This is a genomic window from Saccharopolyspora erythraea NRRL 2338 (genome assembly GCF_000062885.1).
Taxonomy (GTDB): Bacteria; Actinomycetota; Actinomycetes; order Mycobacteriales; family Pseudonocardiaceae; genus Saccharopolyspora_D; species Saccharopolyspora_D erythraea.
The window spans coordinates 1,753,912-1,766,020 of record NC_009142.1; the positions used below are offsets into that span (position 1 = coordinate 1,753,912).

At 72.7% G+C, this 12,109-nt stretch carries 11 protein-coding genes and 1 pseudogene; 6 read left to right on the forward strand and 6 right to left on the reverse strand.

Going from position 1 to position 12,109, the window contains the following annotated elements; all coding sequences use genetic code 11:
- Positions 1 to 59 precede the first annotated feature (59 nt).
- The 5 genes from SACE_RS07850 (at position 60) to SACE_RS07870 (ending at position 4,052) form a co-directional block, all read left to right on the forward strand.
- The gene (locus SACE_RS07850; protein WP_031334487.1) at positions 60 to 245 is read left to right on the forward strand and encodes a hypothetical protein; all 186 of its coding nucleotides are present in this window, start codon (positions 60 to 62) and stop codon (positions 243 to 245) included.
- 6 nt (positions 246 to 251) lie between these two features.
- Positions 252 to 1,724, forward strand: coding sequence for an RNB domain-containing ribonuclease (locus SACE_RS07855; protein ID WP_009950174.1), 1,473 nt, complete (start codon positions 252 to 254; stop codon positions 1,722 to 1,724).
- 87 nt (positions 1,725 to 1,811) lie between these two features.
- A complete protein-coding gene (gene npdG, locus SACE_RS07860) occupies positions 1,812 to 2,477 on the forward strand; it encodes an NADPH-dependent F420 reductase (RefSeq protein WP_009950173.1) in 666 nt (221 codons plus the stop codon).
- 56 nt (positions 2,478 to 2,533) lie between these two features.
- Positions 2,534 to 2,938 carry a DUF4326 domain-containing protein gene (locus SACE_RS07865; protein ID WP_011873407.1) on the forward strand — a complete coding sequence of 135 codons (405 nt, stop codon included), beginning with the start codon at positions 2,534 to 2,536 and terminating at the stop codon, positions 2,936 to 2,938.
- Positions 2,939 to 3,083: 145 nt separating this feature from the next.
- Positions 3,084 to 4,052, forward strand: coding sequence for a glutathione S-transferase family protein (locus tag SACE_RS07870; protein WP_009950171.1), 969 nt, complete (start codon positions 3,084 to 3,086; stop codon positions 4,050 to 4,052).
- Between the two features lie 45 nt (positions 4,053 to 4,097).
- On the opposite strand, the gene panB is transcribed toward SACE_RS07870, so the two are convergent.
- From panB to SACE_RS07890, 4 genes are all read right to left on the reverse strand, one after another.
- Positions 4,098 to 4,979: a 3-methyl-2-oxobutanoate hydroxymethyltransferase gene (panB, locus tag SACE_RS07875; RefSeq protein ID WP_009950170.1), complete on the reverse strand. Its 882-nt coding sequence runs from the start codon at positions 4,977 to 4,979 to the stop codon at positions 4,098 to 4,100.
- A gap of 159 nt (positions 4,980 to 5,138) precedes the next feature.
- Entirely contained in the window at positions 5,139 to 5,954 is an 816-nt protein-coding gene (locus tag SACE_RS07880) for a transporter substrate-binding domain-containing protein (protein ID WP_009950169.1), read from the reverse strand.
- A 91-nt stretch (positions 5,955 to 6,045) separates the two neighbouring features.
- Positions 6,046 to 6,948: an SDR family NAD(P)-dependent oxidoreductase gene (locus SACE_RS07885; protein ID WP_009950166.1), complete on the reverse strand. Its 903-nt coding sequence runs from the start codon at positions 6,946 to 6,948 to the stop codon at positions 6,046 to 6,048.
- 228 nt (positions 6,949 to 7,176) lie between these two features.
- Complete coding sequence (locus tag SACE_RS07890; protein ID WP_009950165.1) at positions 7,177 to 7,653, reverse strand: MarR family winged helix-turn-helix transcriptional regulator; 477 nt, start codon at positions 7,651 to 7,653, stop codon at positions 7,177 to 7,179.
- Between the two features lie 129 nt (positions 7,654 to 7,782).
- Between SACE_RS07890 and SACE_RS36185 the strand changes: the two are divergent.
- Positions 7,783 to 8,268: pseudogene (locus SACE_RS36185) on the forward strand (carboxymuconolactone decarboxylase family protein); the annotation flags it as partial.
- Between the two features lie 51 nt (positions 8,269 to 8,319).
- Here the strand turns inward: SACE_RS36185 and SACE_RS07900 are convergent.
- Both SACE_RS07900 and SACE_RS07905 read right to left on the reverse strand, forming a co-directional pair.
- On the reverse strand, positions 8,320 to 9,132 hold the full coding sequence (locus SACE_RS07900) for an SWIM zinc finger family protein (protein ID WP_009950162.1): 813 nt from the start codon (positions 9,130 to 9,132) through the stop codon (positions 8,320 to 8,322).
- Entirely contained in the window at positions 9,125 to 12,109 is a 2,985-nt protein-coding gene (locus SACE_RS07905) for a DEAD/DEAH box helicase (protein WP_009950160.1), read from the reverse strand. Before SACE_RS07905 ends, SACE_RS07900 begins: the two co-directional genes overlap by 8 nt.

The following is a 12,109-nucleotide window of genomic DNA, read 5'->3' on the forward strand; positions in this document are numbered from 1 at the left end:
GTGGGGTTGCACCGACTCAGGTGCGTGACATGCGCGTTGCGGCATGCGAGGCTCGGTGCATGGCCCGTGGAGGTTGGTACTTCTGCCTGAAGCATCAGCAGGTCGAGCCGGCGGCGGGATGCCGCGCGGCCGACCGCTTGGGTCCTTATCCGGACCGGGAGACCGCGTCCCGGGCGCTTGAGATAGCTCAAGAGCGCACCAAGGCGGCCGACGAGGCCGATCAGCGCTGGAACGAGGGGGACTGAGTTCCGGTGGCGGCGGCGCAGGTACCACAGGGTGGCACCGGTGTTGCCGCCGCCGATCGGCCGCGCGGCCGGGTCCCCCGGCCGCGGGCGGGGGAGTTCGACTTCGGCACCATCCGCGCTGAGCTGGGCCTGCCCGTCGAGTTCCCGACGGCCGCGCTGAGCGAGGTCGAGCGGACCGTGGCGCAACCGGTCCTCGACGGGGTCCGCGCCGACGCGACCGGGCTGCCGCTGGTCACGGTGGATCCGCCCGGGGCCAAGGACCTGGACCAGGCGGTGCTCGTGCGGCGTCGTGCGCGCGGGTACCGGGTCCATTACGCGATCGCCGACGTCGCGGCTTTCGTCCCGCCTGGTGGGGCGCTGGACGCCGAGGTCCGCAAGCGCGGTCAGACGCTGTACCTGCCCGACGGCAACGTCCCGCTGCATCCGACGCTGCTCTCGGAGGGTGCGGCGAGCCTGCTGCCGGACCAGGTGCGGCCCGCCGTGCTGTGGACGATCGACCTCGACCGCGAGGGCGTTCCGGCGCGGGTCGACGTCCGCCGCGCGCTGGTGCGCTCGGTCGCCCGGCTCGACTACGACGGCGTCCAGCGCACGCTGGCCCAGGGCACCGCGCACCCGTCGATCGAGTTGCTACCCGAGGTCGGCCGGTTACGGCGGGAGCAAGCGGTGCTGCGCGGGGCGATCGAGCTGGGGCTGCCGGAGCAGCAGGTGGAGTCCGACGGGGCGGGCGGCTGGCGGCTGGTGCTGCGGCCCAGGCTGGTCGTCGAAGAGTGGAACGCCGAGATTTCGCTGCTCACCGGCATGTGCGCGGCGGAGATGATGATCTCGGCGGGTGTCGGTGTGCTGCGCACGGTGCCCGATCCGGAGCCGGAGACGGTGGCGGGGCTGCGGCGTTCGGCCGCGCGGCTCGGTGTGGAGTGGCCCGAGGGCAAGCCGCCCGCCGCGGCGCTGGCCGGGCTCGACCCGATCCGGCCGGAAGCGCTCGCGGTGCATGTCGCGGCGACCCGGCTGCTGCGCGGCGCGGGCTACACCGCCTTCGGGGACGGCGCCCCGGCGAAGTCCGGCCACGCGGGGATCGGTGCCTCCTACGCCCACGTCACGGCCCCGCTGCGGCGGCTGGTCGACCGCTACAGCGCTGAGGTGTGCCTGGCGGTGAGCAGCGACCGGGAAGTGCCCGAGTGGGTGCGCGAGGCGTTGGCGCACCTGCCGTCGGTGATGGGCGGTTCCGACCGGGTAGCCGGTCAGGTCGAGCGGGCCTGCATCGCGCAGGCGCAGGCCTGGGCGCTGGCGGACCGGGTCGGGGAGGAGTTCCCGGCGACCGTGCTGCGCGCGGCCAACGGCGTCGAGGGCGAGGTTTTCGTCGCCGATCCGCCGGTCATCGCCCGTTGCGTGGGCGACGGCTTCGGTGAGGGTCAGCAGGTACGGGTGCGGCTGACGGCGGCCGACGCGGACCGGCGCGACGTCGCGTTCGAAGTGATCTGATCCACATCGTGGTGCGGTAGCGGATTCCCCGGCGCGCGCCGATCGTTGGGAACCAGAGCATCGACGTAGATCGGAAAGGGGCCCGCGGTGGCTGACGTGCGCGAGATGACGGTCGGGGTGCTCGGGGGCACCGGGGCGCAGGGCAAGGGACTGGCGATCCGGTGGGCCAACGCGGGCCTGAAGGTCGTGATCGGCTCGCGCAGCGTCGAGCGCGCTCAGCAGGCGGCGGCCGAGATCGCCGGGATCGCCGGTGGTGACGTGACCGGTCAGGACAACGCCGGCGCGGCGGCGGTGTCCGACATCGTGCTGCTGGCCCTGCCCTGGGACGGCCATGCCGAGACGCTGACCGCGTTGCGCGGGGAGCTGGCGGGCAAGATCGTGATCGACTGCGTGAACCCGCTCGGGTTCGACAAGCAGGGGCCCTACGCGCTGGATGTGCCGGAGGGCAGCGCGGCGCAGCAGGCCGAGCAGTTGCTGCCGGACTCGCGGGTCACCGCGGCGTTCCACCACGTCTCGGCGGTCAAGCTGGCCGACCTCGACGTGCCGCACGTGGACCTCGACGTCCTGGTCCTCGGCGACGACCGGGAGGCCACCGACGTGGTCCGCGCGCTCGCCGACGTCATCCCCGGCGTTCGCGGCGTCTACGGCGGACGGCTGCGCAACGCCCACCAGGTCGAGGCGCTCACCGCGAACATCATCGCCGTCAACCGCCGCTACAGGGCCCACGCCGGTCTGCGCATCACCGACATCTGACGGCGGTTTGTGGCCGCCCGGGCCCGCGGGCAGCATGGGAGCCGGAGGTGGTGTTCGTGGCCGAGCAGCTCCCGGAGGAAGCCGACCGGTGGAGCGACGACGAGCGGGAGCGCGGGGCGGCCGTCCTCGACGGCCGGGCGACCGTGGTCAACGTCCGCAAGACCGGCCCGCACAAGCACCTGGTGCCGTGGCTGCTGTCGGAGGGGCTGCTGACCTACGTCGGGCATTCCGGTCCGCGGCACTCGTGGCCCGCGTCGGACTTCGCCAGCCCATTCGTGAAGGAGGCCAAGACCGACCGCGAGGCCATGGTGCGCCACTACGAGAAGTGGCTCGACGAGCAGCCGGGTCTGCTGCGCCGGATCCGGGAGGGCGAGCTGACCGGTCGGGCGCTCGGGTGCTGGTGCGCGCCCAAGGCATGCCACGCCGACGTGCTGGCCCGCCGAGCCACCCACCCGGACTGAGTGCCTGGCTTCGAACTCACCTTGCGTTGCGACGTGGGTGGCGGAACCTCAGGCGTCCTCTGGCCGCTTCACAGAATCAAAGACAGGATCCGAGTCTTTCCGGCTGTCGTAGCGGCCCGGAAGAATCACGGCCTAGCCTGGCGGTATGACCTCCACCAAGGATGCGGTGACCGCCAGGGGGGAGTGGGTGCGCCAGGCGAACCGGTTCACCGAGCGCATCACCGCCGACGGCTCGTCGGCCTACCCCGTCGAGCCGGGCAGGTACCGCCTGGTCGTCAGCCTGGCCTGCCCGTGGGCGCACCGGTCGGTGATCGTGCGCAGGCTGCTGGGGCTGGAGGACGTGATCTCGCTCGGCGTCGTCGACCCGATCCGCGACGAGCGCGGCTGGCGGTTCACCCTCGACCCGCGGGGCCGCGACCCGGTGACCGGCCTGGAGTTCCTGTCCGAGGCGTACCTGGCCACCGACCCGGATTTCGACGGACGCTTCACGGTGCCCGCGGTGATCGACACCACGACCGGCAAGGTGGCGACCAACGACTACCCGCAGCTCACGCTCGACCTGTCGACCCAGTGGCGGCGCCACCACCGCGCGGGCGCCCCGGAGCTGTACCCCGAGCGCCTGCGCGCCGAGATCGACGAGGTCAACGCCGGGGTGTTCCGCGACGTCAACCAGGGTGTGTACCGCTGCGGTTTCGCGCGGTCGCAGGAGGCCTACGAGGAGGCGTTCGACGCGTTGTTCGCCCGCCTCGACGCGCTGTCCGAGCGGCTGCGCGAGCGCCGCTACCTCGTCGGCGACTCGATCACCGAGGCCGACATCCGGCTGTTCACCACGCTGGTCCGCTTCGACGCGGTGTACCACGGCCACTTCAAGTGCAACCGGCACAAGCTGACCGAGCTGCCGGTGCTGTGGGCATACGCCCGCGACCTGTTCCAGACCCCGGGTTTCGGCGACACCGTGGACTTCGACCACATCAAGCGGCACTACTACCGCACGCATCCGGGCATCAACCCGAACGGGCTGGTCCCGGCCGGTCCGGACCTCTCGGGCTGGCACACCGAGCACGGTCGCGAAGCCCTGGGCGGCAGCGCCTTCGGCGAGGGCACCGCGCCCTGACCGGGGGAGCGTGCCGCCCCTGGCGCGGAGCGGCACGCACCCGGATCACTCGAAGCTGTGCTCCGGGGCGGGGAAGGCGCCCCCGCGCACCTCGTCGGCGAACTCCTGCGCGGCCCGGGCCAGCGTGCCTCCCAGGTCCGCGTAGCGCTTGACGAACCTGGCGGTCCGCCCGGTGTTCATCCCCGCCATGTCGGTCCACACCAGCACCTGCGCGTCGCACTCCGGCCCGGCGCCGATGCCGACGGTCGGAATGGTCAGCTCGGCGGTGACCCGCTTGGCGGAATCGCTCGACACCATCTCCAGCACCACCGCGAACGCACCGGCGTCCTGGAGCGCGCGGGCGTCGGCGGCGAGCTCCTCGGCCTGCTCGCCGCGCCCCTGCACCCGGTAGCCGCCGAGGGTGTGTTCGCTCTGCGGCGTGAAGCCGATGTGGCCCATCACCGGGATGCCGGCGTTGACCAGCGCCTCGACGTGCCTGGCGAACGGGCGTCCGCCCTCGAGCTTGACCGCGTGCGCGCCGCCTTCCTTCATGAACCGCACAGCGGTCGCCAGCGCCTGCTCCGGAGACGCCTCGTAGGAGCCGAACGGCAGGTCGGCGACCACCAAGGCGCTGCGGGCGCCGCGCGTGACCGCCCTGACCAGCGGGATCAGCTCTTCGACGGTGACGGGCACCGTCGTGTCGTAGCCGTAGACGTTGTTGGCCGCGGAGTCGCCGACGAGCAGGACGGGAATGCCCGCCTCGTCGAAGATCCGCGCGGTGTACATGTCGTAGGAGGTGAGCATCGGCCACGCTTCGCCGCGCTGCTTGAGCTCCAGCAGGTGCCGGGTCCGGACCCGCCTGCGGCGCGGTGCCGAGCCGTAGGGGGCGGTGGTCTCGCCGCCGGGGCGTCCCGGCTGGTTCTCCGACCGATCGTGGGCAGCAGTCATCGTTGACCGTCCTTCTCCTCAAGGCCCGCCGCACGGGTCCCTGGGCTTGCTCGGATGGTTGTGCTGCGAGGGTGCCACGCGATCCGGTCCGGCGGCATACCGTGAGGACCCACATCACAGTGCGTGTCGCTTTCGGCGTCCGCCGGCGCGCGGTCCGGTTCAGCCGATCCAGGGGCGGGCGATGCGGGCGTAGGTGCCGTCGTGCAGGGCGAGGTTGAGCCACTGGTCGACCCACTGCTGGAAGACCACGTCGCCGAGCGGCAGCAGGTAGGCCTTCTCCGAGAACGTGAACGGCTGGTCGGGGTGGACCGCGCAAAGCTCGGGGTGCTGCTTGGCCTGCCACTTCGTCTCGGCGGCGTCGGTCATCATCAGATCCGCGTGCCCCGCGATCACCTGCTCGAAGATCGTGTTGTTGTCGGGGTGCTCGACGATGGTGGCGCGCTTGAGGTTCTGGCGGGCGAACTGCTCGTTGGTCCCACCGGGGTTGACGATCGCGCGGACCCCCGGCTGGTCGATCTGCTCCAGCGTCCCGAAGCGCTCGGCGTTCTCGCAGCGCGTGATCGGGGTCTTGCCGTCGACGACGTAGGCGCGGCTGAAGGCCGCCTGCTTCGCGCGTTCCAGCGTGATCGAGACGCCGCCCACGGCGATGTCGCACCGCTGCCGGAAGTCGCGCATCAGCGTCTTCCACGTGGTGGGCACGATGGTCGCGCGCACCCCGAGGCGGGCCGCGAGGTCGTGCGCCATGTCGATGTCGATGCCGCTCCAGGCACCAGAGGCGTCTCGGTACGTGAAGGGCCGGTAGTCGCCGGTGCTGCACACCCGCAGCTCACCGCGCTGGGCGACCTGCTCGAGGCGGTTCGGAGCCGGCGGCGCCGGGGTCGCCGACGGCCTGGAGAGCGCGAACCAGGTGGTGCCGACGGCGATGACGGCGACCAGCGCCAGTGCGAGCCCGAGCGCGAGCGTCTTGCGGTCCATGGTGGTCCTGCCTTTCGATCTCTGCGCACATGCATAGCCGTTCGGGTGCGCGGAGACCAGAGCGCCCGTGATCGGCGGCGGGACCTGCCGCCTACTCGGAGACCAGCCGCTCGGAGAATTCCCACAGTTCGAGTGCCCGGACGCGGTCGTAGGACTCGTCGGAGGTCTTGCGCGGTCTGCGGCCGACGAAGTACAGGCCGCTCACCACGCCCGGTTCGCCTGCGGTGACCAGCCAGGACAGATCCGCCGCCGACCGCGCCACCGACCGGACGCCCGGCACCGCGCGGACCAGCACCGGCGCGATCCGGCCGTAGAGGCGCCGGAAGCGGTCGGGGTAGTCGCGGGCGAGCCCGGTCTGCGGCATCAGGCCGGGATCGAAGGCGTTGACGGTGATCCGCCGGCCGTTGCGGCGCCGGTTCAGCTCGTAGGTGGTGTAGATGTTGGCCAGCTTGGACGTCGCGTAGCGGATGCGGCCCGAGCGCGGCGAGTCGTCCAGGACCGACAGCTCCGGGTCGGCGAGCGCGCTGGGGTTTTCCCAGTGCGGAGCGGGAAATCCCATGGACCTGCGCGGGCCGTAGTGCGTGCCGCTGGAGACCAGCACGATCCGCCCGGCCTCGGCGAGGTGGTCGAGCAGCAGCCGCGTCAGCAGGAAGTGCCCGAGGTGGTTGGTGGCGAAGGTCAGCTCGTGGCCGTCGCGGGAACGCCGGATCCCGCCGACGACCTGCACACCCGCGTTGCACACCAGTGCCCCCAGCGGCGGACCGGCCAGCAGCGCCTTGGCCGCCGCGCGCACCGACGCCAGGTCGGCGAGGTCGAGTTCGAGGACCTCCAGGCTCGCGTCGGGCACCCGCGCGCGGATCTCGTCGGCCGCCGCCGCACCCCGGTCGGCGTCGCGGCAGGCCAGGACGACGTGGCGCCCGGTCGCGGCGACCTCTTCGGCCGCGGCCTGTCCGAGCCCGGACGACGCACCGGTGATGACGACCCGCTCGGTCATGTGCGCTCCCTTCCGCCTGCTGCCTCCACGATGCCTGCACCGGACCCGGCGCGGCCACGACCAGCACGCCGCACGCGGCGAGGGTGACCATGTTGTGACAGACCTGGCGGTTTGTGAGCGTCGGTTGCCGTTATCGTCCGGATTCCGTGCGGGTGTGGCCTTCTGGTGCCTGTTCTCGGGCCTTGCCACGCAAGACCGTGACGGCCCGGTCGGCCGGTAGGGGCCGGCTCAGGCGTCGAACCAGCCCGCGGCGTCAAGGCGGAAGGAGTCGGCAGGCGCCATCGTGCGCAGCGCGGCCTCCACGTCGCGCAGTCGCTGCGCACCCAGCTCCTCCGCCCACCGCGCACGCAACTTTTCGAAGATCGCCGCCGACCGCGCGAGGGCGTCGGTGCCCCGCGCGGTGAGCCGGATCTGCTTGCGCCGGGCGTCGGCCGGGTCGTCGACGCGCTCGGCGTAGCCCAGCCGCTCCAACCGCTCCACCGTCTTGCCCGCGGCCTGCTTCGAGATGCCCAGCCGCCGTCCCAGCTCGCTCGCCGTAGCACCGTCGCGGCCGATGGCCTGCAGGGCGAAGCCGTGGGCGGGCCGGACGTCCGGATGGCCCTGCCGGGCCAACTCGGCGTGCAGGTCGTCGACGAGCGTGCGGAAACCCGCGAACAGCAGCAGCGGGAGCGCGAACCCCGGACCGTCTTCGTGCGGATCAGCCATTGCCAATCTCGACAACCTCGTTTACTTCCATGCGCGCCCTGATGCGCGTTCGCCGGTGAGGAGTGCCGTGATCGAGTCCCTGTTCGTGACCACACGCCCGAGTCCGCCCCGCCCGCCTCCCGCCGGGCCATGGCGGCGACCACCGAGCGGCTGGGCTACCTGCCCGCTCCCGTCGCGCGCCTCGCCGCTTCACCGCACCTGCTCGACGGCTTCCTCAAGACCAGCGCGATGTTCGAGGCGACGACCCTGGACCCGCTCGCCCGCGAGGTCCTGGTCCTCACCATCGCGACCCGCAACGGCTGCCACGTCTGCGTCGCCATGCACACCGCCAAGCTGACCGCGCTCGGTGCCGGCGCCGAGCTCGTCGCGGCGCTGCGCGAGCAGCGACCGCTCAGCGACGGCAGGCTCGACGCGATCCGCGTCTTCACCCTCGAAGTCATCGCGACCTCGGGAGAAGTGCCCGAGGACTCGCTGCGGGCCTTCCTGGCGCAGGGCTACACCGCGCAGAACGCCCTGGAGGTGGTGCTGGGCATCGGCGCCTACACGATGTCGACGCTGGCCAACCGCCTGACCGGGGCGCCGCTGGACGAGCAGCTCGAACCCTTCGCCTGGCACGAGCAGGCCTGCCGCGGTCAGCAGGTCCAGGACCCTGCTCGGCCGCGGCCTCTAGGCCTCCTGGTCGGGCCCGGACGCCATCGCCCGGTACGCCTCGCGCAGGTGTTCCACGACGTCGACGCCCTCGACCGCCAGCGGCCCGAGCTGGTCGAGCAGCGCGTCCGGGCGCGGGCTCTCCCGCGCCGGGGTCGTCGAGACCGGCGGCATGGTCCAGAAGGAGTCCAGCGACTCCGCCAGCGGCGGGGCCTGCGGCTCGGCGGGCGCGGCGCCCGCGACGGTGCCTCGCAGCGACCGGAGCCGGTCGAGCAGTTCCTCCCGGCCCCGGCCGCGCCACGCCAGGATCTGGAACGGGTCCTCGTCGAAGGACTCGGCCAGCAGGTAGCAGGCGGCGGCCAGGTGCTTGCACGGGATCTCCCAGTCCGGGCAGGAGCAGTCCATGGTCATCTCGCGCATGGTGTCGGGGAAAAGCCGCAGCCCGAGTCGTTCGAACTCGGCCTCGATGCCGGCGGGCATCTCGCCGGCCAGCAGCTTGGCGGCGAACAGCGCCTGCCCGGCCAGCGCCTCCTCGATGCGTGCCCACTCGGCGGGGCTGAACGCCTTCATCCCGATGCGCACCCGGTAGGGCGTCTCCCGCGACCCCTGCACCAGTCCGATGACCAGGCTGGTCGACACCGACAGGTTCAGCACCTGCCCGGCGCGGGCGTAGCGCTTGCCGCGTTGCAGCCGCCCGCCCATGCCGAAGGACTCCAGCACCTCGATGAACCGCTGCGACCACCAGGTCTGGGCGATGCGGCCGCGCCTGCTGCGCGCCTGCAACCCGCCCTCGACGCGGATCGGCGGCCCGTACTCTCGCCAGTCACTCACCGACGGCCTCCCCGGACAGGGTCAGCAGCTCGCGCAGCCGCCCGGTGGACAGCTCGGTCAGCCAGTGCTCCCCGGCGCCGACGACGAGCTGGGCCAAGGCCTTCTTGTCCTCCAGCATCCGGTCGATCTTCTCCTCCAGGGTGCCGATGCAGGTCAGCTTGCGGACCTGCACGTCGCGCCGCTGCCCGATCCGGAACGCGCGGTCGGTCGCCTGGTCCTCGACCGCCGGGTTCCACCACCGGTCCAGGTGGATGACGTGGTTGGCGCCGGTCAGCGTCAGCCCGGTGCCGCCCGCCTTGAGCGACAGCATGAAGACGGCGGGCCCGTCGGCGGACTGGAAGCGCTCCACCATCGCGTCGCGCTGCTTCTTGGGCGTGCCGCCGTGCAGGTAGAGCACCTCGGTGTCGAAGCGGGCCGACAGGTGCGGCACCAGCATCCCGCCGAACCCGGCGAACTGGGTGAAGCACAGCGCCTTGTCGCCGTCGGCGAGCACCTCCTCGAGGATCTCCTCCAGCCGCGCGAGCTTCCCGGACCGCCCGGCCAGCGGCGAACCGTCGCCGAGGAACTGCGCCGGGTGGTTGCAGACCTGCTTGAGCTTGGACATCGTGGCCAGCACCAGTCCGCGGCGCTCCATGCCGTCGCTCTCGTCGATGCGGCGCAGCATGTCGTCGACCACCGCCTGGTAGAGCGACGCCTGTTCGGCGGTCAGGTTGCACAGTTGGCGCATCTCGAACTTCTCGGGCAGGTCGCCGATGATCGCCGGGTCGGTCTTGAGCCTGCGCAGCACGAACGGTCCGGTGACGCGGCGCAGCCGCTCGGCGGCGTCGGTGTCGCCGTCGCGTTCGACCGGCACCGCGAAGCGGGCGCGGAAGGTGTGCACCGACCCGAGCACGCCGGGGTTGGCGAAGTCCATGATCGACCACAGCTCGGCCAGCCGGTTCTCCACCGGCGTACCGGTCAGCGCCACCCGGTGCCGGGCGGGCAGCGCGCGGATCACCCGGGACTGGCGCGAGGCGCTGTTCTTGATGTTCTGCGCCTCGTCGAGCACCACCCGGTCCCAGCCGACCTCACCGAGGGTCTCGGCATCCCGGGTGGCCAGGGCGTAGGTGGTGATGACGAGGTCGTGCTCGGCGGCGGTCTCCACGAGATCGGCCCCGGTGAGCCGGTCGGCGCCGTGGTGGACGTGCACCGACAGCCCGGGAGCGAACCTGGCGGCCTCGCGCTGCCAGTTGCCCACCAGCGACATCGGGCAGATCAGCAGCGTCGGCCCGCGCCGCGCCAGCGACTCCAGCGCCAGCAGCTGCACCGTCTTGCCCAGCCCCATGTCGTCGGCCAGGCACGCGCCGAGGCCGAGCCGGTCCAGGAACGCCAGCCAGGCCAGGCCGCGCCGCTGGTAGGGGCGCAGGGTCGCGGTGAACGCAGGACCCGGGTCGATCGGCTCCAGGTGGCGTTCGACCTGGCCGGACAGCAGGTCGCCGAGCCAGCCGTCGGCGCTCACCCCGGTCACCGGCATCGGGTGCGCGGTGTCGTCGGGGTGCAGGGCGGCCTGGGCCAGCACGTCCCCGGCCGTCATCTGCCCCGAACCGGCGCGCTTGAGGAAAGCCAGCCCCGCCGCCAGCCGCTTCTGGTCGACCTGCACCCACTGCCCGCGGACCCGCACCAGCGGGACCTTCGCCGCCGCGAGGTCGCTGAGCTCGGCCTCGGTGAGCCGTTCGCCGCCGAGCGCGAGGTCCCAGCGGTAGTCGACCAGCGCGTCCAGGCCGAACCCGTCCTCCTTCGCGACGACGCCGCTGGTGCCGCGACCGCCGGCGGTGAGCTTGAGGCCCAGCTCGTGCGTGCGTCCCCACCACGACGGCAGCAGCACGCCGTAGCCGGCCTGGTCCAGCAGCGCCGAGTGGGTGAGGAAGTCGTAGGCGCCGTCCACGTCGAGGCGGATTCCGGCCGGATGCGCCTCGCGCAGCGCCTCGTCGAGGCCGGGGTAGAGCCTGCTGGCCCGGCCGAGGTCGGCGAGCAGCAGCTCCTCGGGCTCGGAGACCCAGCGCCGCAGCACGCTTCCGTGGTCGCGCCACACCTCCTCGGCGCTGACCAGAACGCTCGGGTCTTCGGTGGCCTGGAGCAGGAACTCGAGCCGCCAGTCGTCGTCGGCGGGCGTGCCCTGGTCCGGCGACCGCAGCCGGAAGCACGTGCGCACCGGGCTCTCGTGCGGGCCGCCCGCGTGCCAGCCCGCCAGGTGATCGGCCAGCTCCCCGAGCTCGGCGTGGTCGGCCTCGAACCGGGCCTCGCCGGTCAGAGCGCCCAACCACGCCGACACCGCGCCACCACCGCCATCGAGCTCGACACCGCCGAGTCGTTCGCGCGCGATGGCGTCGACCAGCGCGTCCAGCGTGGTGGCCAGCACCTCCGCCGGAGCCCGGCCCTCCGACGGTGCGACCTGCTCGCTGCGGCAGACCGGCGGCATCGCGTCGCGCAGCGCGGCGAAGCGGGCCGAGTAGGTGCCCGACCGGGCGGGACGCCACCGCGCGGCCGGTCCGTCCGGGTCCTGGACCAGCGACGGCAGCACCTGGCCGTGCGCGACCAGCTCGCCGGCGAGGTCGGCCAGCCTGGTGAGGTAGTGCAGCGAGGCCCCGGTCCGGCAGCCCTCCAGCTCCGGCAGCGTCGAGCCGACGACCAGCACCGGAACCGTCCACGGCAGCAGCCGCAACCGTCCGCGCGGCGCCGGACCCGCCGCGAGCGGGTCGCGGACCAGCTCCGGGGACGCCTCGGGCGCCGAGGCGTAGGACGGCAGGAGCAAGGTCATCCGGGAGACCTCGGCGCCCTGCGTGCCGAACCGCTCCGCCAGCGCTTCACCCGGTGACGCGAAGGGGTGCGCGACCGGACGCCTGCCGCGGCGACCGGGCAGCCGGGGCGGCAGCTCCGAATCCTCGGCCCACAGCGCCAGCCCGCCCGACGCCGTGGGCACCCCGTGGACTACCAGCAC